We start from the raw sequence: 20,087 nt of genomic DNA, 5'->3' as shown, positions 1-20,087 counted from the left end.
CATGCAGACCCTCCACCCTGACTATGAGCAGGTGCAGGAATTGCTGCCGGAATCTGTTCAACAGATTGCCAGTCTGATAGGCTTTCCCGCAACCAGTAAGCTGATCCAACAGTTTGGAGGCGTCCAGTTTCGGATTGGCAAGGGTTTGCGCAGCTCCGGCCAGCGCCGCATTGCGTTACTGCAGGAGACGCTGACGCCGGAGCAGGTCGCGCTGCTGATGCAGCATTTCAGCGGTGAAGACCTGTATATCCCTCGCTGCCAGGATGCCTGGCGAGCATGGCGTAACCGCTGCTTTCTGGCGGAGATTGAGCAGTTGAAAGCCGAGGGTGAGTCCCTCACGATGGCGTTGACATTGCTCTGCCCTAAGTACGGCATCGCCGCCACTCGTGCCTGGGAACTGCTGCGCCCCCGCCATTCTTCATGCGATAGCGAACAGCCCTCCCTATTCTGAAAAGTACCCACTACGCCCCCGTAACGGGTTAGCCACAGCCACTTTCCCCACAATAACCCTCATCAACAGATGAGGGTTATTTTTATGTCTCGCTTAATCAATCTCCTGATCGTGCACTGCGCCGCCACCGCGAACGGCAAAGCCCTGGGTAACGCCAAAGAGAACGCCGCCCAGGTTATCGACCGTTGGCACAAAGAGCGCGGCTTCCACCGCGTCTCGCCAGGCAACAGCAATGGGCTGACCAGCATCGGCTACCACTGTGTGATCGACACCGACGGCACCTTGCTGACCGGGCGCGATGAGTCGGAGGTCGGCGCACACGTCGCCGGGCACAATGCCACCTCGATCGGCGTCTGCATGGTCGGCACCGACAGCTTCACACCGGCCCAGTGGGCGACGCTCAAAAGCACCATTCTTCGCCTGCGTGACAAATACCGTAACGCGGAGATCTGCGGCCATAACCAGTTCGCCAACAAGATTTGCCCCGGTTTCCACGTGCCTGACTGGGTCGATGGCGAGTTTGCGCCACTGCCGGGTCATATCGTCGACCCGCAGTGATGACCTTACTGCGCCTGCTGGAGCTTATCAGCAATCCGCACGGGCGGATCTCGACCTCGGACACCACGGTGGTGGGTGCCTTTATCGTCAGTTCCCTGGTGCTGCTGTGGTGCGCCTTCACCCGCCAGATTAATGACCTGTTGTTTGGGGCGTATCTGGCGGCCTGGGTGGCGCAGAACCAGGCGTCGAAGTTTGCCGCCCTGAAACGTGACCGCGAGGTGCCCAAAGATGGCAATCGTCCTGACAACACTGATTAAGCGCCTGACTCCTGGTATTGCGGGATGTTTGGCGCTGGGCACTGCCGGGTGGTTCCTTCACCACCAGGGCTATGGGCAGGGCTATAACCAGGCCGAACTCCACTATCAGGTCAAATTAAGCCAACAGCAGTCCGACTGGGATATCGAACGCCGCCAGCGTGCCGAGAAAAATCAGGCGGTGCTGCAGGCGGCGCTGGCCAAACAGGCGGAGCTGGCCGAGCAGGCGCGATTGTTGAGCCTGAGCCTGGAGGCTACGCAGCGCCAGTTAGCCACCACCCAACAACAGCTTAAAAAGAGGATCGCCCATGCCGTACAAACCGATGGTCACCATTTTACTGGTCTTGGCCCTGACAGCCTGCGGCTCTACCGCGCCGTCCTTGGCTACCCCAACACCGGTGCTGCAGGTGTGTCAAACACCACCGGTGGCGCTGCTGAGCATTCCGCCGATGCCCGCACCGCCGGGGGAATAAGTCCTGGCCCCTTGCTTGACCATGCGACCGAGTACGGTGCCTGGTGCCTGACGCTACGCAATAAACTGGAAGCCTTGAATGCCTTTTACACCCCTGGGAGCGCCCCCAATGACCATTGATATGGCGTTCAACCTTGCTATCGGGATCATCGCGTTTTTGGGCGGGTTATGGGTGCGCACCCTGCAGGAAGATATCAAGGGTGTGCGCGGTGATTTGATGAATGTCCGGCAGGACTACCAGCGCCGAGAAGACGCCCAGCGGGACATGACGTTAGTCACCGGCATGATGCAGGACATCAAGAACAGCGTGCAACGCATAGAAAACAAACTCGACCGCAAGGCCGACAAATAAACGAGAAAGCCATGGCCAGAAAACACAGTACCCGCCGTACCCGTTGCAACCGCATCGCGCCCGAACTGGCCGAACTGCGAAAAATCAGCACCCAGCTCGACAGCATCGAGCTGCGCCTGGACACCATGCAGAACGCCGCCGTGAAAAGCGGTGCCATTGCCGGTGCGGCGGCGGGCGCGGTCACAGGCGGCATCGTGGCTGCCGGTCTTGCCATGATCAAGGCTCGATTGGGGTTTTAATGGCACATCCAAAGGAAACCCGTGACGCCCTGCGCAGGGCTTATGTGTTCAGCACCCTGTCTCTGGAGCTGGCGGCTATCCAGTGCGGCGTCAGCTTTGCTACGGCAGGACGCTGGAAGAAAGAGGCCAAAGAAAACGGTGATGACTGGGACGTGATCCGCAGCGCCAACATGCTGGCCAGCGGCGCGCCGGAAGATGTGGCGCGCTCCATCCTGGCCAGCCTGATGACCCAGTTCCAGGTCACGCTGGAGAAGGTCAACACCGCCGACGACATCCCGGCCCAGGAGCGCGTCACGCTGCTGGCATCGTTGACCGATGGCTACAGCAAGGCCATTGCAGCAAGCAAGAAGATTTTGCCGGAGACCAGCCAGTTGGCGACGTCGATGGAAACCATGAAGCTGTTTTCCACCTTCATCCAGGAACATTACCCTCAGCATTTGACGGCGTTCGTCGAGGTGCTGGAAGCCTTCGGGCCAGTATTGGAGAAAAACTATGGCTAATAAACTGATTGCGCTGACGGCAGAGACCACTGTCCGGGCTGACGAGATAACCAGGGTCTGGGTCAGCAACGACGGCGACGTCTTTGCCAAACTGCGCGACAGCGCAATCCACACCGTCGATCGCCAGTACGGTGAAACCCCTTTCCAGGCGTCAGCGCGTATCAAAGCCCAGATAGAGGCGGCGCTGGCATGAAACAACTGATTGATGCCGGGAACGGCGTATATGTCGATCCTGCCGAGGTCAGCGCCGTTATGGCAGAACGCCAGGGACGCGTGTGCATCCTGCTGCGTGGAATTTCGCAGCCGCTTCTCGTGCGCTGTGAGAACGGTGCCGGTGCGGATGTTCTGGCCCAGGCAATGACGGCTCGCATCAATGCCGTGATGGCCGACCGCTACAACGGCGTTTAAAGCGTATTTACAGGGTATTCAGGGCGAGATATGGCGGCTAAATTTTCCATCCGTGAGTTCCAGAAATCGCTGGCGGAGCTGGCCTCCAGCCTGCGCCGGACGATTGAAGCGGAGTGCATCGGCTTCGATACCGGCGCGGCGGCCATGGCACAGCGACGCCAACTGGTTGCCGATCCGCAGAACGGCTACCGCTATTTCGTGCAAACCTACTTCCCGCACTATGTCCGCCATGCTGACCCCAGCGAGCTGCATCTGTACCTGTTTAGCCGTCTGCCGCAAATCGTGGCCAGTCGCAAGGGCGAGCAGGACGCCATCGCCGCCCCCCGTGGCGAGGCAAAGTCGACGCTGGTCAGTCAGTTGTTTGTATTGTGGTGCATTATTCGCGCTATCAAACGCTATCTGGTCATCATTATGGACAGTATCGACCAGGCGTATCCGATGCTGGAGGCGATCAAGGCGGAGCTGGAGTTTAACCCGCGTCTGCTGGCCGATTTTCCAGAGGCGTGCGGCGCGGGCCGTGTCTGGCAGATGGGCACCATCCTGACGCGCAACGACATCAAGGTACAGGTCGCCGGTAGCGGCAAAAAGCTGCGCGGCCTGCGTCACGGCCCATACCGTCCCGATCTGGTGGTACTTGATGATATCGAGAACGACGAGCAAGTCCGCAACCCCGACCAGCGTGACAAGGTCGAGAACTGGTTAAAAAAGACCGTGCTGCCGCTGGGCGGTGCCGGTGCCAAAATGGACGTCGTCTATATCGGCACTATCCTGCATTACGATTCGGTGCTCTCCCGCACCTTGCGCAATCCGCTGTGGCGTCACGCGCGGTTTAAAGCTCTGCGCCAGTGGCCCGCCAATATGTCGCTGTGGGATACCTGGGAAGAGATCCTGCGTAACGACGGCGACGATGCCGCCAACGACTTCTATACGCTGCACCAGGCGGAAATGACCGAAGGCGCGGTGGTGTCCTGGTCGGCGCGTCCGCTGCTGGCGTTGATGCTTATCCGCGCCCGTGATGGCCACGGCACCTTTGACGCCGAGTACCAGAACGACCCGGTCAGTGGTGAAGGGGCGATATTTGCCCATTGCCTTCAATTCTGGGTTAACCGGCTCAACGAATGGCTGTTTTACGGCGTATGCGACCCCAGCCTGGGCAAGGCCGGTGCCAGCCGTGACCCGTCGGCGCTTCTGGTGGGCGGTTTCAACCGCGCGACCGGCATTCTGGACGTGGTCGAAGCCCAAATCCGCAAACGTCTGCCGGACAAGATAATCAGCGACATCATCGACCTGCACATCGAATACCGCTGCCTGGTCTGGGGCATCGAATCGGTGCAGTTCCAGGAGTTCCTGCGCACCGAGCTGGTCAAGCGTTCGGCGGCGCTGGGGTATCCCGTTCCGGCGCGGGCCATCATTCCCCACGCGGATAAGCTGCTGCGTATCGAGACCCTGCAACCCCATATGGAGAACGGCTTGATCCGCCTGCACGCCACGCAGAACACGCTGATCCAGCAGTTGCGCCATTTTCCCAAAGCAGACCATGACGACGGCCCGGATGCCCTGCATATGCTGTGGAGCCTGGCGGTCAGCAGTACACCGTCATTTGAGTACCGTTCCGCTACTTCATCCCGTGGCCGTCGTGGGCGCGGTGGTTTTTCTAAAGGAGGCTGGTGATGCCTACATTGGTTGATATTCACGGCAATCCCCTGTCATCCGGGACGCTGAAACAGCAGCAATCAGAGACCACCGGGAGCTACCTGCGCCGCCAGTGGGCAGAGCATCCCTCTCTGGGCATTGATATTCGTCGGCTGTACCGCATTTTTCAGGAAGCCGAACAGGGCAACCTGACCCGCCAGGCGGACTTTTTCAGCGATATGGAGGAGCGCGACGGCCACCTGTTTGCCGAACTGAGCAAACGCCGCCGCGCAGTGATGCCGCTCAGCTGGAGCATAGCGCCGCCACGTAATGCCAACGCCCGCGAAAAAGCCATGGCGGCGGAGGCCACCGAGTGGTTTCAGGACTTGCCGGACTTCGAATCGCTGTTGTTCGATATGCTGGACGCCATCGGGCACGGCTTTTCGCCGGTTGAGCTGGAGTGGGAACGCGCCGAGGGGATCTGGTTGCCTAAAGCTTTCCACAAGCGCCCGCAACGTTGGTTCCAGACGCCCCAATTCCAGGGCAACACCATTACGCTGATTGACGGCTCCCAGGACGGCGCACCGCTGCAGCCGTTCGGTTGGTTGTTACACAAGTACCGAGCCAAAAGCGGCTGGCTGGCCGAAAGCGGCCTGTTCCGTGTCCTGGCCTGGTCGTATCTGTTCAAGAACCTGTCCGCCCGTGACCTGGCCGAGTTCCTGGAGATCTACGGCTTGCCCATGCGCGTGGGTAAATATCCGTCGGGCACCACCGAAGACCAGAAAGACATCCTGATGGACGCCATCATGAGCCTGGGACACGATGCGGGCGGCATTATCCCCGATGGCATGATTATTGATTTCCAGTCTGCCGCCCAGGGCCAGGTTGATCCGTTCCAATTCATGATCGAGTGGTGCGAACGTACCCAGTCAAAAATTATCCTGGGCGCGACGCTGACCGCGCAGGCCGACGGCAAGAGCAGCACCAACGCCCTGGGCAATGTGCACAACGAAGTCCGTCATGACCTGATGGCCAGCGACGCCGTACAGCTGGCGGGCACCTTGACTCGCGAGCTGCTGTACCCGCTGCTGGTGCTCAACGGCTACGGCGATATCACGCCGCGCCGGATGTGTCGGTTTAAATTTGATACCCGTGAACCGGACGACTTGGCCCAGACCGCCACCGCCATTGACCGGCTTGTCCGCGCCGGGGTACCGGTCACTGTGGATTGGGCCTTGGAAAAAACCGGGATGCCTGCACCGAAAAAAGGCCAGGCGCTGCTGCAGCCGATAACGTCCAGTTTTGGCCCGGTGGGACTGAGCCAGTCTGCTGCTCTGACGCGGCTGGCCGCGCTGAACACTGCCGGAGCAGCAGTGGAAAACGACCCTATCCAGGTGGCGATTGATGATGCACCGCCGTCAGTTGCCGATGCCGTTGGCCAGGCCATGGACAAGATGTTGTCGCCGGTGATTGCCGCGTTAGATCGGGGACACTCGCCGGATGAGGCCATGGTCATGTTGGCAGAGTCCTACCCACGACTGGACGACGGCGAGCTGCGCCAACTGATTGCCCAGGCCATTTTTGTGGCAGACGTGTGGGGGCGACTCAATGGACGTTGACCTGGGGTTCGCCATGACCCTGCAGCCGGAGAAGGCGATCGCCTACTTCGAGTCGAAGGGCTACACCATTGGCTTCAACTGGCACGATGTGAAAGATTCAGCCCATGCCACTGCCTTCACCGTGTCCGGTATCCTGAAGCTGGATGTGCTGACCGATATCAGCACTGCCCAGGCCAACGCACTCAAAGAGGGCAAATCCCAGGCCCAGTTCAAGAACGAACTGCTGCCCGAACTGGCCCGCAAGGGCTGGATCGGCAAGGGGCTGAAAGCCTCCCCGGACGGAGAGCTGGAGGGCAAGCAGCTGCTGCCGTACCGGCTGGACACCATCTTCCGCACCAACATGCAGTCCAGCTACATGGCGGGCCGCTACCAGAGCATGATGGAAAATGTCGCTTTCCGCCCCTACTGGGAGTACAGCGCGGTGATGGATACGCGTACCCGCCCGTCCCATGCCTCGCTTAACGGGCGCGTTTACCGCTATGACGATCCGTTCTGGGATACCTTCTTCCCGCCGAACGGTTACCACTGCCGGTGCACCGTTCGCGCCCGTAGCGAACGCGACATGGCCAACCATCCGATCGGCGTCGAAGCGACGGGCGACCGTCTGGAGACCATCCAGCAACCCTATGGCACCGACGGTAAAACCCGCCCGGTGACAGCCTATCAAGACCCCAAGTCCGGGCGGCTCTTTACGCCGGATGCCGGGTTCCACCTCAACCCCGGCAAAGGGTACATGCAGGAATTGGGGCAACAGCTGCTGCGCAAGGGCGATACAGCACCGCCGCCGCTCACGGCCCAGGCGGTAAAAACGGTATTTTCTTCCCCGCGTGAGCTGGAGACGTTTACCCGTGACCTGTCCGACTGGGTACGCCGTGCGGCAGCCGACCCGGCACTGCACCAGGACTGGCGTTATGCCGGAGCCTTGTTGCCGTCGGTGTTGGATGCGCTGCAGGCTGCCCCGCAGCGTGCAGCCATTACGCTGACGGGCGCGGCGGTGCGTGATGCCGGGAACGCCTCACTGTCCAATGCCTGGCTACGACTGCCCGCGCTGCTGGCGCATCCCGACGTGGTACTGCGGGAGACCAATGGCGACCTGGTGTATGTGGTCACGCAAAGCGCCACACCACGCGCCGCACAGGTTAGCCTATTCACCGGTAGCCCTGTCGTTAAGCATACCTGGCTGTTGTTTGACGGCGATGAGGCGGAGCTGATGCACCTGCCTGTCCTGGTGGGAGAGTGGCACGATGGTTGAGTTGTTTATTGACGTGCCCGACACGTTGCGGCGTGCCCTGGAGCGCATGGTGCGTTCGCTGGAAAACCGCCAGCCGCTGATGCAGGCGATCAGTGAAGACATGCTAAGCGCGGTAATGGAGAACTTCGAACAGGAGGGGCGGCCCAAGTGGCTCCCTGTCCAGCGGGCGGGAAAAATACTGCAGAACACCCGCCGCCTGATGTCCTCCATCGACAGCGACGCCGACAACAATATGGCGGTGGTCGGCACCAACGTGGTGTACGCGCGCATCCATAACGAAGGCGGCACCACGCGCCCGCATGTGATCCGCCCGCGCTACAAGCAGGCGCTGGCCTTCAACGGTCGGTGGTCAAAAAGGTCAATCACCACCGGCTCGTGTTATCCGGAGCGGCGCTTCCTGAGCTGACGGAAAGCGATCACGACACCATCAACCACACCATCCAGGACTACCTGGGCAGCGCGCTGGATGATTAGCGCCTGTGAACGCCTCTTCACGCTAATGACCGCCTGAAATGGATACGATGTTACCACCCCAGCCCCGTTAACCGCTTATACGGCGATTTAAAACGGGGTTTAAAGGGGGTGTCGGTCGCCGCGTTTGCCTGTTATCTTCTTTTCTCCGCATTATCCTTGTTTTCGCCCCCACGGTATTACCCACTACGCCCCGGTCACTGCTTGCTGTTTCCCCCTCCCGGTAAAGTGCTACCTATCAGCCACTTTCGGGAATGACTACTCTGTGAAATCACCGTTACGCCTCGCCGCGCTCAGTGTTGCTATCAAAAGTGCCGGGCCGCGTGTGCAACTGTTCCCAGCCGGTGCCTTTTGTGCCAGGGACGGCAGACCCACCGATGCACCGCACTGGTATATCGATGCGGCTCTGGCACAGGGGCTGATTGATGAAGCGGCGCAGCGCAACACGCCGTACTGCTTCGACTACGAACACCAGACCCTACACAGCAAAACCAACGGCAAACCCAACCCTGCAGCGGGCTGGTTTACCCGGCTTGAATGGGTGGAAGGCGAAGGCCTGTTTGCCATTGATGTGAAATGGACAGACGCCGCCCGCGCCATGATTGAGGCCGAGGAATACTGCTTTATATCTCCGCTGTTTAATTACGACTGCCAGGGAAACGTAAAGCATTTGATTAACGCCGCGCTGACGAATACGCCTGCGCTGGATGATATGGAGGCGCTGATTGCGGCGGCGTCTCAACAACTGACGGGAGAGAACACCGTGGACGACGATGAACTGTTACAACAACTGCGCTGGCTGTTGACGCTGCCGCTGTCTTCGACGGCAGACGATATCAAGGCCGAGCTGCAAAAGCTGATTAACCGGCTTTCCAACAACCAGGGCACTGCGGCGGCCAGCGTCAACCTGCTGGAGCTGCTGACCCAACAGGATGATCGCATCGCGGCGCTTTCAGCCCAGGTACCTGGCGTGCCCGATCCGGCCAAGTTTGTGCCGGTGAGTGTACTCACTGCCGTGCAGCAACAGTTGGCCGCGCTGAGTGAGAAAGTGACTGGCGGTGAAGTGGATGGGCTTATCCAGGCTGCGCTCAGCGACGGTCGTCTGCTGCCGGATATGCAGGAGTGGGCCAAATCATTGGGCAACAACGATATTGCATCGCTCAAATCGTACCTGGACAAAGCGCCGAAGGTTGCTGCTCTCAGCGCACTGCAAACCGGTGGCAAACCGCCCGCCAATGCCCAGGATAAAACGGGCCTGGATGCGGATGCCCTGGCCGTCTGTAGCCTGTTCGGCCATGACCCAAAAGACGTCGCCACCTTATCACAGGAGATCTAACCATGGCAGCCACTACCCAAGACCGTAACACCCCGTACCGTGATTGCGAACTGACGCCCATCCCGGTCGCCGCCAAGGAGAAGATCCCCGCTGGCGTCATTGTCTGCATCAACGCGGACGGCTACGCCATCAACGGCAAGGAAGCCCCCGGCTTGTTCTACGCCGGGCGCGCCGATGATTCGGTGGACAACAGCGACGGCGGGAACGGCGAGCAGTACATCCTGGTGCGCAGCCACAAGGCGTTCTGTTGGGAGAACGACGGCAGCATCACCCAGGCGCACCTGGGCAAACGTGCCAGCATCCTCGACAACCAGACGGTGACGGCGGATGACGGCAGTGCTCCGGCGTCCGAGGATGGCAAGACAGCAGCCACGGCGGCCACCCGTTCCCAGGCAGGCACCATCATCATGATCGACACTGACGGTGTCTGGATCTACTAAGGAGTAAAGACACATGTTAGTTAACGCATCGACGGTCAAGGCCATTTTCGTCAACCTTAAACTGACCTTTAACCAGGCGTTTGAGGCGGCCCCTTCGCAATGGCAGCGGGTGGCCACCCTGGTGCCGTCTACCGGCAAATCGAACGATTATTCCTGGCTCAGCAACTTTCCGAAAATGCGCAAGTGGATCGGGGACAAGCAGGTCAAGGCGTTGGAGGCCAACGGCTACAGCCTGATCAACGACGACTTCGAAGCCACGGTGGCCGTCAAGCGCAATGATATCAAGGACGATCAACTGGGTATCTATGCGCCCCAGGCCCAGGACGCGGGATTCAGCGCCAAGCAGTGGCCGGATGAAATCGTATTTGAACTGCTTAACCGTGGCTTCAGCGCGCAATGCTATGACAAGAAGCCGTTTTTCTTTGACAAGCACGCGGTGGGCAAGGCGTTTTACTCCAACAAGGGTAACAAGCCGCTGTCCATCGATACCGTGGCAGCAGCCAGGGCGTCGTATGGGGCCGCCCGTACCCAGATGCGCAAGGTGAAGGACGAGGAAGGCCGACCGCTGAACATCCTGCCCGACCTGTTGGTGGTGCCGCCAGCGCTGGAAGATGTGGCCAACGCGCTGATGACGGCTGACCGCCTGGAAGACGGCAAGGTCAACCCGTACAAGGGCACGGCGGAAGTGCTGGTTGAGCCGCGTCTGACCTCCGACACCGCCTGGTTCCTGCTGGACACCAAACGCCCGCTCAAACCGCTGATCTTCCAGCAGCGTGAAGCGCCGGAGTTTGTGTCGCAAACCGACATGAACGCGGACGACGTCTTTATGCGCGGTGAGTTCAAGTTCGGTGCAGAAGCGCGCGGCCAGGCCGGTTTCGGCTTCTGGCAGATGGCCTTCGGCTCCACCGGCGACGGGAAATAATCATGTACGCCACCCGCGACGATATGGTGACCCGGTTCGGTGAACGGGAAGTGATCGCCCTGACTGACCTCACCTATACCGGTGCGATTGACGATCAGGTGCTGGCAGGCGGGTTATCCACGGCCAGCGACGAGATCAACGGGTATATCGCGGGACGTTATCGTCTGCCGTTGCCCAAGCTGCCGCCGATTCTGAAAGGGCTTGCCTGTGACATTGCCCGCTACCGGCTGAGCGGCACCGAGCGCGTCTGCAGTGACGAAATTCGCGACCGTTACCGGGATGCCATCCGCTATCTGGAAGGCGTGGCGGCGGGTCGCGTCAGCCTGGGCACCTTTGACGATACCGGTACCACCGTACCCTCCAGCGCTACAGGGGTGAAGTTCTTTTCCGGGCGGCGTACCTGGGCACGGCGCTCTACCGGTGGAGGGGGTTACTGATGATTAACGAAACCGAACTGGCCATGATTGAGCGCCTGCGTACCGGACTGGGCGACATGGTGAAAGAAGTGAGCAGCTATGGCGGCGAACTGGACGACGTCGGGGCTATCGTCCGGGCGTTACCGGCAGTGTGGATCACCTTTCTGGGTATCCAGAGCACCACGCCGGTCAGTACGCATAAAAACCGTTTTCGCGTGAATGCCCGCTTTGCGGTGATGGTCACGGCGTACAACGTGCGCCAGGAGGCGGCGCAGCGTCGTGGCGGGCCTCGACTCGATGAAGTGGGATGCAATCTTATTATCCGCTCCGTTCGCCGCCTGCTGACCCGCCAGGATATGGGCTTGCCGATTGAACCGCTGCTACCGGGCCGGGTGCGTTCGCTGTTCAGTTCCCGGCTCAATGAAAAAGCCATGTCGGCCTATGCCTGCGAGTTCGACACCGTCTGGATCGAAGAGGCGCTGGAGTGCGGCCACTGGCCCGCGCCGGAAGGTGACGACGACCCCGACCGGGTGTTTGCCTGGTATCGCGGGCGGCTCGATAAGCCTTATCCGATGCATGAAAGCACCGGGCTGGCGTATCACCTGGATGGCCAAGGCCCGGCGGTAGCGCAAGACATTATTTCTACAGAGGCAAAAGACCATGATTAACGTGATCGCCCGCAACGGTGTCCGGGTGCCGAAAGAAGAGACGCCCGATCGTTATATCACCGACCGCGAAGCGGTCAGCGTGGCGCAATCCGCTTACTACCGCCGCCGCTTGCGCGAAGGTGATTTGTTGTTGGCCAAGGACGCGCCGTCAGGCGATGAACCGGCGGCCAGCGCTCCAGATGAACAGGCTATTCCCACCAAGGTTAAGGGGGCGAAATGAGCATTGATGCCACTATCCCGATCCCGACGTACAAACCGGGGTATTACTTCGGGTTTAACACCACACTGGCCTCCCGCGCCCTGGCGACCAATGACCAGAAACTGCTGATTTTGGCCCAGCGTACCACGTTGCCTACGGTGGCGGAGCGATTGACGCCGGTCGATGTGTTCAGCGACGAAGAAGCTGCCGTCTATTTCGGGCGCGGCTCCCAGGCGCACCGTATGGCCAAGGCAGCGATTTACGCCAATGGCTCTCTGCAGCTGGCGATTGTCGGCCTGGAGGATGCGGCGGCCGGTGTGGCGGCAACCGGTGCCCTGGCGTTGTCGGGTGCGGCCACCGGCACGGGCCAGGCGCGGCTGTCGGTCTGTGGCGTCACCGTTGCCACCGCCGTGGCCAGCGGCGATACGGCGGATGTGGTGATGACTGCGCTGGCGAAAGCCATCAACACGCGCCAGGAACTGCCCCTGTCTGCCAGCGTGGAAGACATCCCGGTGGAAGGCGGAGCCAAAGCGACAGGCAAGCAAATTACCCTGATTGCCCGTAATAAGGGCACCGTGGGCAATCAGGTCGGCTTGACGGCCACGGTGAACGCTGCCGGGCTAACGGCCACCTTGAAGGCCATGAGCGGCGGCCAGGGCGACCCCCAACTGGATGATGCCCTGGCGGCTATCTTCAGCGCCGGTCATACCCTGGTGATTTCGCCGTACTCCGATGCCGGTTCACTGCGCACCTTGTCCACCTACCTGGATAAGGTCTCCGGGCCGCTGGAGCAGCGCGGCGCGGTTGGCGTCACCGGGTGGAACGGCACGCTGTCCGCTGGCACCACGCTGACCACGACTGTTAACGCCGCGCGCATCACGATGGGCTGGTACAACGGCTCCGCACTGCCGAACGGTGAGCTGGCCGCCGTGTATGCCGCCATCATGGCCAGCGAGTCCGATCCGGCGCGCCCGCTCAACACGCTGACACTGCCGGGGCTGGATATCACCGCGCAGGACAAGTGGCCGGGGCGTACCGAACAGGAGAACGCACTGAGTAACGGGCTGACGCCGTTTGAGGTCAGCGGCAGCACCGTACAAATCGTGCGCGCCGTCAGTACCTACGTCAAAAACGCGCTGGATGTCACCGACCGGTCACTGATGGATATCACCATCATCCGTTCCCTGGACTACGTGCGCCTGGCGTGCCGTACCCGCATGACGCTGCGTTTCCCGCGTGAAAAGCTGACCGATACCCGCCGGGCGCGTATTCGCTCCGAACTGCTGGACGTACTCTATAGCCTGGAAACGTTAGAGATCGTCGAGAACGTGGACACGCTGAAAGACCAGCTCCTCGTCACGCGTAATCGGCAGGACGACACCCGCGCCGATGCCACTATCCCGGCGTCCATCGTTCGCGGCCTGCATGTGTTCGCGGGCACCATTTATCTGCTGTAAAGGGGGCCAAGATGGCACTGGAATACACAGGCTCTATCGTGCTGGAGGTTAACAGCACCGAAGTGGAGGTGACGGAGTTCAGCCCCCGCGAGACCACCGGTAAAAAGCTGGTCAAGACCATGAACAGCGCCGGACGCGCCAAGGGCTACACGCAAGGGATTGCGACCTGGGAGCTGTCCATCACTGCCGTGGTGCCGCTCGACCAGAACATCAACTGGGCGAAGATTGCCGGGGCGAAACTGACCCAGTACCCGCTGACCGGCGGCAAACGTACCACCTATCAGGATGTGTTTGTGACTGAGGTGGGCGAGCAATACACCGTTGATAACGAGGCCCGTATCAACATCAGCGCCTTTGCACTTAACAAGATTGAGGAGTAACCGATGGAGTTTACCCACAGCGCCACCTTGCCGATCGGCGTCTTTTATCAGGGACAGCTGCACCGTGATTTTACCATCCGCATGAGCACCGTCGGCGATGAGATCGCCGTGGTGGAAGACGGTATCCCGGACTCCGGCACCCTGGTCGGTGTGCTGGCACGCTGCCTCACCACCTTGGGCAGCATTCCGGAAGAGGAGATCACTTATCAGTTGTTGTGTGATGCGCTGGTGTCCGAGGACTACCAAGCCCTGCGCACCGCCCAGCAAGAGGCGAAAAAAAAGCTCAGCGAGCTGAGGAACGCCTCGGTGATTACCGATACGCCATTATCCGGCTTGGCCAGTACGGCTTCAGCGAAGAACGCGTTAGAGGACTTAGCGCTGTAGCATTGAGCGGGGTTCTTGATGCCATCCACCGACTGGAGAACCCCAAAGGCTGGAAAAAGAACACGTCGAACACCGTTAAAAGTCTCCGCCGCCCACGTAGCGGGCGCGGTGGCTCTCCTGCCCGCTGCCGTAAGCACAACCGGAAATAGCGTATGGCCCGTGAATTTGATACCCAGATAAAGTTTGGGGTAACGGATAACACGACGCCGCGCATCCGCGCCCTGTCTGCTGAATTCCGCCGCATGAGCAGCGCCCGCGAGACGCTGGGCATCCGCTCGGAGCGTAATATTCAGCGCGAGATCGCCCGCACTATGGCCGCCTATAACCGCCTGGAGCGCAGTGGTACACTGTCGGCCAACGAACAAATCCGCGCCTATGACAAGATGCAGTCGAGCATTGCCCGGCTGCGCCAGGAGATGGCCGGAGCCGAACGTCAGCAGCGCAGCTGGGGCAAGGCGGCATTCGCCATCGGCAGCGGTATAGCGGCAGGAGCCATGACGCTGCGCAAGCCGATCAACGACCAGGCCAGCTACAGTATGCACCTGGCGGAGCTGGCCAACCTCGCCTTCAATAAAGAGGACGTGGCCGGACGCATCACGGGCAAAAAGCAGCTGGATGCCAGTATCCGTAGGGCGCTGCGGTTGGGAGGTGGCACACCGGAGCAGGCGTTTGCCGCCCTGCAGTCGATGATCCGCTCCGGCTCCATGACCGTGACCGAGGCGCAGCAGTCGTTGCCTGGCGTCATGATGAATGCCTCCGCCACCGGCTCTGACCCGGAGGCCGTGTCTAACCTGCAGGCCAGCGCCTATAACTTCGGCTTGTCAAAAAAAGATGCACTCTCCGCGCTGAGCGTGACCACCACGGCGGCGCAGCATGGCCGCGTCGGCGTACCGCTGCTGGCCAGGGAAATGCCCAAGGCGCTGGAGTCGGCGAAATCAGCCGGTTTTAAAGGCCGTGCGGGGTTCTCCCAGGTCGCGGCGCTGTTTGAAGCTGCCGCCATCGGTGCCGGTACGCCGGAAGAGGCGGCGACCAACGTCACCAACCTGTTGGCCGAACTGACCTCCAGTAACCTGTCCAACAACGCCAAGCACATCACGATCAAGGGGAAAGGCGTCGATTTTAAGGCGCTGTCCGTCAAGGATGCGGCCAAAGGGCTGACGCCCCTCGACACCGTCAATAACCTGGTCGATACCGCCCTCAAATATGACAAAAACTATCAGGGTCTGGGTAAGAAACTGGCCAGCACCCAAGACGAAGGCGAACGCACCTCGCTGGAAGCTCAGCGTGATCTGATTGAGGGACAGTACATTTCGCAACTGTTCCCGAACCAGTATTCTAAAAACGCCTTCCAACTCTATCGCCGGCAAATACCCTATTTCAACAAGCTGCAGCATGAGCAGATGGCGCAGTTTGATCTGCCGGCAGAGAAGCGGTCTGCCGAGCTGGACTTTGACCTGATCAAGCAGGAGCCGGAGTTCCAGATGCACCAGGCGCAGAACGAGAAGCGGTTTGCCACTAACGACGCCATAGCCCCAGTTGCCAAAACCCTGGGCGATCTGGCCGACTACAGTTCCAAGCTGGCCCATGAGTTCCCAGGGCTGACCACAGCGGCAGCCGGTGCAGCCGTCGCCATTACGGCGCTGGGGGCTGCTGCTGCAGTGAAATCTGGTGCTGACCTGCTGATGAGCCGTGGCGACGATAGCAAGGGCGGCAAGGCTGGCGGTGGCGTGCTGGGTAAGCTCAAGGGACTTTTCAGCAAAGGCAGTGCCGGAGTGGCCGAAGGTGCAGTGACTGCCGGTAAAGCGGCGGGCATGTTGAAGTGGGTGCCATTCCTGGGCGAAGCCGCGATGGCTTATCAGGGTTCACAGGATTTTCCGCTGATTGATATCCAGCGCGGTAAAGATCAGGCCGCCAAGGCCCGCGCCAGGGGCGGCGAATCCAACCCGGCAATGATGGCGCTGATGCCCAAACCTGCCGGAGCGCTGGATACCCTGGACGAGATCCGCAAGTGGTTCTCCGGCAGCGGCCAGGATAAAGCTGCTGCAGCGGCACCTGCGCCAGCAGCACCGACCGTTAATCTGGCGGTCACGCTGGATGGGCGCGAGATTGCTACCGCTGTAGAGCAACGTTTTGACCGCGATGGGAGAAGAAAATAATGGATGATATCGTGCATGACCTGGCAGGTGCGCTGGGCATCGATACGCTGCTTCCGGCCTCGTTCCGGGGCGTTGAGTTCGATTGCCTCTATACCCGTGACACGCTGTCCAGGGATACCGTGGCCTATGAGTATCCTTACCGCGACGGGGCCGAGGTCGAAGACCAGGGCATGAAGGCGATGAATTTTCGTCTTTCTGCGTTGTTCTGGGGCAACCGCTATCAAACCGAACTGAAAGCTTTCCTGAAGACGCTGAAAAAGGCCGGTTCTGGTGAACTGATCCACCCGGTCTATGGCTCCATCCCCAAGGTGCAGTTTTTGGAGGCCGGTGTCGAGCATGAGGTCGAACCGCTCAATGCCGTCACCGTTGAGCTGGTCTTTATCGAGGCGACCACCGAGCAGGCGCTGTTTGCCACAGTCTACCCGGAGACCAGCACCGACAGCCTGCTGGACAGCGTGAAGAAAGGCTTCAGCGATACCATGGGCTGGGTCAAACAGGGACAAGATACGCTGGGCCGGGTCAGTAACATTATTGCGTCGGCGGAGTACGTGGTGCAATCGCTGGCCAATGAGATCCAGAGCACCCTCGGCAGTGCCCTGAACTATCTGGACTACCCGGCAGCCTTTGTCTCAGACCTGAAAACCCTGCTGTCGGCCTTTACCGATCGCCTGGACTTCAACGAGGTGACACGCCTGACTGATTGGCAGGCGGTACGCGCCCTGGGCAAGCAAGTGATCACGTTGCAGGACAACCGTTTCACCGCCTCACACTCTGCCGATAGCGGCGGCGTGTTTGTGTCAACGCGGCACCGCGCCAGCATCATGCCCCAGGAAGACAGAGACCGGGTCAATCAGGTTGTCCGATTGACCGTTATCAGCGAGTGGGTGGAAGTTGCCGCCGATATCATGCAGTACGAAAGCGAGACGCCGACGTTGGCCGCGACGGATATCGAGCGCATCACCCATGATGTCCGGTCACTGATTGTTGAGGCCATCCAGGTACAGCGATCCATGGTGGCCACGTGGCAGCAGCAGGCGCAATTGACCTATGGTGTTACGCAGGATATCAGCAATGATGCGGCACAGATTGCGGAGCTGCAGGCGTTGGCCTACACGCTGCAGACGTTGGCCAGGGGCGTTATCTTGACGTTGCCACCGTTGGTACGCCGTGAAGTTAAACGCGCTTGTAACCTGCATTTACTGGCGTTTGAATGGTATGGTGATCGCCACCGTGCTGTCGAGCTGGCGCGGCTCAATCCGACCTTACGTCATCCCAACAGTTTACAGCCGGGGGACGTGCTCTATGCCTTCGCTAAATGACGGTGCCGAGCGTATTACGCTGCGTATCGGCGGGGTGTCCCATAATGACTGGCTGGACTTCGAAGTCGATTCCGACTTGCAGACCCCTGCCGATGGCTGGTCGTTCTCCGTTGGCAATGTGGAAGCGGTGTTACCGGCAGAAGTCCAGGCGGGTGCCAGGGCAGAGCTGCGCACCGGCGACGATGTGATCATGACCGGCCAGGTGGATGAAATCACCGATAATATCGGCAGAAATCAGCATAGCCTGGGGCTGTTTGGCCGTGACGCGTCGGCAGTCTTGGTAGATTGTTCTGCGCCTATCTTCACCGCCCGTGACATGACCCTGCAGGAAGTGATTGCCCAAATCGTCAAGCCCCTGGGCGTCACGGCGATCCGTATCCAGGCAGAAAAACCGCTACCGTCGAAGAAAGCAAGCGTCGACCCAGGCGACACCGCCTGGGATGTACTGAAGAAAGCGGCGGAGGCCAGCGGCCTGTGGCCCTGGGTCATTGCGGACGGCACGCTGGTGATCGGCGGGCCGGATTACAGCACACCGGCAGTCGATACGCTGATCATGCGCGAGGATGGCCAGGGCAATAACCTGCTACGGCTGTCCGTGACCCGTAACGTCAGCGCCCGTTATTCCGAGGTCACGGTACTGGCCCAGGGGCACGGCAGTGCGAAAGCTGACGGCAAGCATGACCGACGCTGCACGGTGCGCGACACCTCCGTGCCGTTCTACCGTCCCCTGATTGAGGTGGTGGCCGATACCGACAGCGACGAAGAGGTACAGTTTCGTGCCCGTAAGCTGATGGCTGACGCCCGGTTGCAGGGTTTTTTGATGACCGCCGTCGTCAAAGGACTGCGCACAACCTCCGGGCAACTTTGGGAGCCGGGGCAACGTGTCCAGGTCAAGAGTGAGAAGCACGGTATTGACGACATTTATTTTGTGATGCATCGCCGCTTCAGCGGCGGACGTGGCCAGCAGCTGCTGACTACGCTGACCCTGCGCGAAGACGGCATCTGGTTGCCGGATGCCTTCCCTAAATCCAAGCGCAAACGCAAAGGGAAAGGCAAAAAAGCCCTCTGGAGCAGCTGGGAGCAGATCGACAATGGCTAATTTGACAGATTTGATTGATAAACGTATCCGCCGCGCTCTGGGCGGCCTGCGCCTGGCGTATCGTGGCGTGCTTAAGCGGGTGAATACCGAGGGTGGCGTCCAGATGACGCAAGTCTCTGGTCTTGCCAGCGAGACCCACCCGGAGGTGGAGTTCTTCCAGCATTACGGGCTGACGTCTGTACCGCCCGACGGTGCCATGGCCATCATGCTGCCTGTCGGCGGCGCGACCTCCCACAGCATCGTTATTGCTACCGAGCACAGCCGCTACCGCCTGCAGGGGCTGGAGGGCGGCGAGGTGGCGCTCTATACCGACGAGGGAGCCAGCATCATCCTCAAGCACAACAAGGTGATCGCCGTCGAGTGCGATGATTACCAGGTCAAATGCAAGCGTTACCGCGTAGAGGCCGAAGAGAACGCCGCCTTCGACACGCCGGAACTGACGGCTACACAGCAGGTCATTGCCGAGGGCAAAATCAGCGGCAACGGCGGGATGGCCATCAAGGGCGGAAAAGGCGCGACCGCCAGCTTCGAGGGTAACGTCGAGCACACAGGCGGCACAATCAGCAGCCCCGACGTCGAGATCAACGGGGTCAAGCAAGGCACCCACAAACACACTACGCCGTCCGGGCTTTCCGACGGCCCGATCAGTGGGTAAACTGGTTCTGGCGCGGCAATACCCGCGCCAATCTTACCCACTACGCCTCCGTCACTGCCCACCAGACCCCACATTTTCTATTCTGCGCCCTATGGACGCACTCATTGACAGCCAGACCGGCGACTACACCGGCACACGCACCTATGACCTTCACACTGCGGTTTATCTGCGGTTGAAAACCCCGCTGGCCAGCTACTGGGCCGACCCGTGGTTAGGCTCTCGGTTGCATGAGCTGGAACGCGCCAAGGACTCCGCCACAACCCGCCGTTTGGCGCAACAATATGCCGAACAGGCACTGCAACCGTTGCTTGATGACAAGCGTGCCACCGCGTTGGCCGTTGGCGTGAGTCGCCAGCAGGATGGCTGGCTGTTGCTGACGATTGTCGTCACGCAGGCCAATAGCGCCGTCCAGACCTTCACCCATTCGGTAAAAGTGATTTAAACGGGG

27 protein-coding genes are annotated in these 20,087 nt (G+C 60.3%); all 27 read left to right on the top strand.

What is annotated here, in order from left to right:
• The first annotated feature begins 1 nt into the window (after position 1).
• Positions 2–451 carry a hypothetical protein gene (locus SYMBAF_RS09145; RefSeq protein WP_040264931.1) on the top strand — a complete coding sequence of 150 codons (450 nt, stop codon included), beginning with the start codon at positions 2–4 and terminating at the stop codon, positions 449–451.
• An 84-nt stretch (positions 452–535) separates the two neighbouring features.
• The gene (locus SYMBAF_RS09140; RefSeq protein ID WP_040264932.1) at positions 536–1,009 is read left to right on the top strand and encodes an N-acetylmuramoyl-L-alanine amidase; all 474 of its coding nucleotides are present in this window, start codon (positions 536–538) and stop codon (positions 1,007–1,009) included.
• A complete protein-coding gene (locus SYMBAF_RS09135; RefSeq protein ID WP_040264711.1) occupies positions 1,009–1,266 on the top strand; it encodes a hypothetical protein in 258 nt (85 codons plus the stop codon). Before SYMBAF_RS09140 ends, SYMBAF_RS09135 begins: the two co-directional genes overlap by 1 nt.
• The gene (locus tag SYMBAF_RS17745) at positions 1,238–1,855 is read left to right on the top strand and encodes a hypothetical protein (RefSeq protein WP_052447691.1); all 618 of its coding nucleotides are present in this window, start codon (positions 1,238–1,240) and stop codon (positions 1,853–1,855) included. Before SYMBAF_RS09135 ends, SYMBAF_RS17745 begins: the two co-directional genes overlap by 29 nt.
• Entirely contained in the window at positions 1,845–2,087 is a 243-nt protein-coding gene (locus SYMBAF_RS09125; protein WP_040264933.1) for a hypothetical protein, read from the top strand. Before SYMBAF_RS17745 ends, SYMBAF_RS09125 begins: the two co-directional genes overlap by 11 nt.
• An 11-nt stretch (positions 2,088–2,098) precedes the next feature.
• On the top strand, positions 2,099–2,326 hold the full coding sequence (locus SYMBAF_RS09120; RefSeq protein WP_040264712.1) for a hypothetical protein: 228 nt from the start codon (positions 2,099–2,101) through the stop codon (positions 2,324–2,326).
• Positions 2,326–2,826 (top strand): DUF1804 family protein, encoded by a 501-nt coding sequence (locus SYMBAF_RS09115; RefSeq protein WP_040264713.1) that lies wholly within the window; start codon positions 2,326–2,328, stop codon positions 2,824–2,826. Before SYMBAF_RS09120 ends, SYMBAF_RS09115 begins: the two co-directional genes overlap by 1 nt.
• A complete protein-coding gene (locus tag SYMBAF_RS09110; RefSeq protein ID WP_040264934.1) occupies positions 2,819–3,019 on the top strand; it encodes a hypothetical protein in 201 nt (66 codons plus the stop codon). The genes SYMBAF_RS09115 and SYMBAF_RS09110 overlap by 8 nt, the downstream gene beginning before the upstream one ends.
• A complete protein-coding gene (locus SYMBAF_RS09105; protein ID WP_040264935.1) occupies positions 3,016–3,234 on the top strand; it encodes a hypothetical protein in 219 nt (72 codons plus the stop codon). The genes SYMBAF_RS09110 and SYMBAF_RS09105 overlap by 4 nt, the downstream gene beginning before the upstream one ends.
• Positions 3,235–3,264: 30 nt before the next feature.
• Complete coding sequence (terL, locus tag SYMBAF_RS09100) at positions 3,265–4,905, top strand: phage terminase large subunit (protein WP_040264936.1); 1,641 nt, start codon at positions 3,265–3,267, stop codon at positions 4,903–4,905.
• Entirely contained in the window at positions 4,905–6,485 is a 1,581-nt protein-coding gene (locus SYMBAF_RS09095; RefSeq protein ID WP_040264937.1) for a DUF935 domain-containing protein, read from the top strand. Before terL ends, SYMBAF_RS09095 begins: the two co-directional genes overlap by 1 nt.
• Positions 6,448–7,737 carry a phage head morphogenesis protein gene (locus SYMBAF_RS09090; RefSeq protein WP_185899891.1) on the top strand — a complete coding sequence of 430 codons (1,290 nt, stop codon included), beginning with the start codon at positions 6,448–6,450 and terminating at the stop codon, positions 7,735–7,737. Before SYMBAF_RS09095 ends, SYMBAF_RS09090 begins: the two co-directional genes overlap by 38 nt.
• The gene (locus tag SYMBAF_RS09085; protein ID WP_237162855.1) at positions 7,730–8,143 is read left to right on the top strand and encodes a phage virion morphogenesis protein; all 414 of its coding nucleotides are present in this window, start codon (positions 7,730–7,732) and stop codon (positions 8,141–8,143) included. The genes SYMBAF_RS09090 and SYMBAF_RS09085 overlap by 8 nt, the downstream gene beginning before the upstream one ends.
• Before the next feature lie 330 nt (positions 8,144–8,473).
• Positions 8,474–9,544, top strand: a complete 1,071-nt coding sequence (locus SYMBAF_RS09080) for a phage protease (protein ID WP_040264939.1) — start codon at positions 8,474–8,476, stop codon at positions 9,542–9,544.
• A 2-nt stretch (positions 9,545–9,546) separates the two neighbouring features.
• Positions 9,547–9,984: a hypothetical protein gene (locus SYMBAF_RS09075; protein WP_040264940.1), complete on the top strand. Its 438-nt coding sequence runs from the start codon at positions 9,547–9,549 to the stop codon at positions 9,982–9,984.
• 13 nt (positions 9,985–9,997) lie between these two features.
• Positions 9,998–10,906 carry a Mu-like prophage major head subunit gpT family protein gene (locus tag SYMBAF_RS09070; protein ID WP_040264941.1) on the top strand — a complete coding sequence of 303 codons (909 nt, stop codon included), beginning with the start codon at positions 9,998–10,000 and terminating at the stop codon, positions 10,904–10,906.
• A gap of 2 nt (positions 10,907–10,908) precedes the next feature.
• Positions 10,909–11,343 (top strand): gp436 family protein, encoded by a 435-nt coding sequence (locus SYMBAF_RS09065; RefSeq protein ID WP_040264942.1) that lies wholly within the window; start codon positions 10,909–10,911, stop codon positions 11,341–11,343.
• On the top strand, positions 11,343–11,990 hold the full coding sequence (locus tag SYMBAF_RS09060) for a DUF1834 family protein (RefSeq protein WP_040264943.1): 648 nt from the start codon (positions 11,343–11,345) through the stop codon (positions 11,988–11,990). The genes SYMBAF_RS09065 and SYMBAF_RS09060 overlap by 1 nt, the downstream gene beginning before the upstream one ends.
• The gene (locus tag SYMBAF_RS09055) at positions 11,983–12,210 is read left to right on the top strand and encodes a DUF2635 domain-containing protein (RefSeq protein WP_040263423.1); all 228 of its coding nucleotides are present in this window, start codon (positions 11,983–11,985) and stop codon (positions 12,208–12,210) included. The genes SYMBAF_RS09060 and SYMBAF_RS09055 overlap by 8 nt, the downstream gene beginning before the upstream one ends.
• Positions 12,207–13,646 (top strand): phage tail sheath C-terminal domain-containing protein, encoded by a 1,440-nt coding sequence (locus tag SYMBAF_RS09050; RefSeq protein WP_185899890.1) that lies wholly within the window; start codon positions 12,207–12,209, stop codon positions 13,644–13,646. Before SYMBAF_RS09055 ends, SYMBAF_RS09050 begins: the two co-directional genes overlap by 4 nt.
• Positions 13,647–13,657: 11 nt before the next feature.
• Positions 13,658–14,026 (top strand): hypothetical protein, encoded by a 369-nt coding sequence (locus SYMBAF_RS09045; protein WP_040263421.1) that lies wholly within the window; start codon positions 13,658–13,660, stop codon positions 14,024–14,026.
• Between the two features lie 3 nt (positions 14,027–14,029).
• Entirely contained in the window at positions 14,030–14,410 is a 381-nt protein-coding gene (locus tag SYMBAF_RS09040) for a hypothetical protein (protein WP_040263419.1), read from the top strand.
• Between the two features lie 152 nt (positions 14,411–14,562).
• Positions 14,563–16,566, top strand: coding sequence for a phage tail tape measure protein (locus tag SYMBAF_RS09035; protein WP_185899889.1), 2,004 nt, complete (start codon positions 14,563–14,565; stop codon positions 16,564–16,566).
• A complete protein-coding gene (locus tag SYMBAF_RS09030) occupies positions 16,566–17,885 on the top strand; it encodes a DNA circularization protein (RefSeq protein ID WP_160758827.1) in 1,320 nt (439 codons plus the stop codon). The genes SYMBAF_RS09035 and SYMBAF_RS09030 overlap by 1 nt, the downstream gene beginning before the upstream one ends.
• Positions 17,869–18,984 carry a phage baseplate assembly protein gene (locus SYMBAF_RS09025; protein WP_040264948.1) on the top strand — a complete coding sequence of 372 codons (1,116 nt, stop codon included), beginning with the start codon at positions 17,869–17,871 and terminating at the stop codon, positions 18,982–18,984. The genes SYMBAF_RS09030 and SYMBAF_RS09025 overlap by 17 nt, the downstream gene beginning before the upstream one ends.
• Complete coding sequence (locus SYMBAF_RS09020) at positions 18,977–19,639, top strand: phage baseplate assembly protein V (protein WP_040263411.1); 663 nt, start codon at positions 18,977–18,979, stop codon at positions 19,637–19,639. The genes SYMBAF_RS09025 and SYMBAF_RS09020 overlap by 8 nt, the downstream gene beginning before the upstream one ends.
• Positions 19,632–20,081, top strand: a complete 450-nt coding sequence (locus SYMBAF_RS09015) for a phage GP46 family protein (protein ID WP_419789483.1) — start codon at positions 19,632–19,634, stop codon at positions 20,079–20,081. Before SYMBAF_RS09020 ends, SYMBAF_RS09015 begins: the two co-directional genes overlap by 8 nt.
• The last annotated feature ends 6 nt before the right edge of the window (positions 20,082–20,087 follow it).

It is taken from the genome of Serratia symbiotica (genome assembly GCF_000821185.2).
Taxonomy (GTDB): Bacteria; Pseudomonadota; Gammaproteobacteria; order Enterobacterales; family Enterobacteriaceae; genus Serratia; species Serratia symbiotica.
Note: the sequence above shows the minus strand (reverse complement) of the source record. Positions and strands in the feature narration are given on the sequence as shown.

Excerpts from the sequence above, each read along its gene's own strand:
- terL (WP_040264936.1), top strand. The coding sequence starts at position 3,265 with ATGGCGGCTAAATTTTCCATCCGTGAGTTCCAGAAATCGCTGGCGGAG.
- SYMBAF_RS09065 (WP_040264942.1), top strand. The coding sequence starts at position 10,909 with ATGTACGCCACCCGCGACGATATGGTGACCCGGTTCGGTGAACGGGAA.
- SYMBAF_RS09135 (WP_040264711.1), top strand. The coding sequence starts at position 1,009 with ATGACCTTACTGCGCCTGCTGGAGCTTATCAGCAATCCGCACGGGCGG.
- SYMBAF_RS09025 (WP_040264948.1), top strand. The coding sequence starts at position 17,869 with ATGCCTTCGCTAAATGACGGTGCCGAGCGTATTACGCTGCGTATCGGC.
- SYMBAF_RS09070 (WP_040264941.1), top strand. The coding sequence starts at position 9,998 with ATGTTAGTTAACGCATCGACGGTCAAGGCCATTTTCGTCAACCTTAAA.
- SYMBAF_RS09075 (WP_040264940.1), top strand. The coding sequence starts at position 9,547 with ATGGCAGCCACTACCCAAGACCGTAACACCCCGTACCGTGATTGCGAA.
- SYMBAF_RS09050 (WP_185899890.1), top strand. The coding sequence starts at position 12,207 with ATGAGCATTGATGCCACTATCCCGATCCCGACGTACAAACCGGGGTAT.
- SYMBAF_RS09105 (WP_040264935.1), top strand. The coding sequence starts at position 3,016 with ATGAAACAACTGATTGATGCCGGGAACGGCGTATATGTCGATCCTGCC.
- SYMBAF_RS09035 (WP_185899889.1), top strand. The coding sequence starts at position 14,563 with ATGGCCCGTGAATTTGATACCCAGATAAAGTTTGGGGTAACGGATAAC.
- SYMBAF_RS09115 (WP_040264713.1), top strand. The coding sequence starts at position 2,326 with ATGGCACATCCAAAGGAAACCCGTGACGCCCTGCGCAGGGCTTATGTG.
- SYMBAF_RS09045 (WP_040263421.1), top strand. The coding sequence starts at position 13,658 with ATGGCACTGGAATACACAGGCTCTATCGTGCTGGAGGTTAACAGCACC.
- SYMBAF_RS09060 (WP_040264943.1), top strand. The coding sequence starts at position 11,343 with ATGATTAACGAAACCGAACTGGCCATGATTGAGCGCCTGCGTACCGGA.
- SYMBAF_RS09120 (WP_040264712.1), top strand. The coding sequence starts at position 2,099 with ATGGCCAGAAAACACAGTACCCGCCGTACCCGTTGCAACCGCATCGCG.
- SYMBAF_RS09110 (WP_040264934.1), top strand. The coding sequence starts at position 2,819 with ATGGCTAATAAACTGATTGCGCTGACGGCAGAGACCACTGTCCGGGCT.
- SYMBAF_RS09085 (WP_237162855.1), top strand. The coding sequence starts at position 7,730 with ATGGTTGAGTTGTTTATTGACGTGCCCGACACGTTGCGGCGTGCCCTG.
- SYMBAF_RS09145 (WP_040264931.1), top strand. The coding sequence starts at position 2 with ATGCAGACCCTCCACCCTGACTATGAGCAGGTGCAGGAATTGCTGCCG.
- SYMBAF_RS09055 (WP_040263423.1), top strand. The coding sequence starts at position 11,983 with ATGATTAACGTGATCGCCCGCAACGGTGTCCGGGTGCCGAAAGAAGAG.
- SYMBAF_RS09140 (WP_040264932.1), top strand. The coding sequence starts at position 536 with ATGTCTCGCTTAATCAATCTCCTGATCGTGCACTGCGCCGCCACCGCG.
- SYMBAF_RS09030 (WP_160758827.1), top strand. The coding sequence starts at position 16,566 with ATGGATGATATCGTGCATGACCTGGCAGGTGCGCTGGGCATCGATACG.
- SYMBAF_RS09095 (WP_040264937.1), top strand. The coding sequence starts at position 4,905 with ATGCCTACATTGGTTGATATTCACGGCAATCCCCTGTCATCCGGGACG.
- SYMBAF_RS17745 (WP_052447691.1), top strand. The coding sequence starts at position 1,238 with ATGGCAATCGTCCTGACAACACTGATTAAGCGCCTGACTCCTGGTATT.
- SYMBAF_RS09020 (WP_040263411.1), top strand. The coding sequence starts at position 18,977 with ATGGCTAATTTGACAGATTTGATTGATAAACGTATCCGCCGCGCTCTG.
- SYMBAF_RS09040 (WP_040263419.1), top strand. The coding sequence starts at position 14,030 with ATGGAGTTTACCCACAGCGCCACCTTGCCGATCGGCGTCTTTTATCAG.
- SYMBAF_RS09125 (WP_040264933.1), top strand. The coding sequence starts at position 1,845 with ATGACCATTGATATGGCGTTCAACCTTGCTATCGGGATCATCGCGTTT.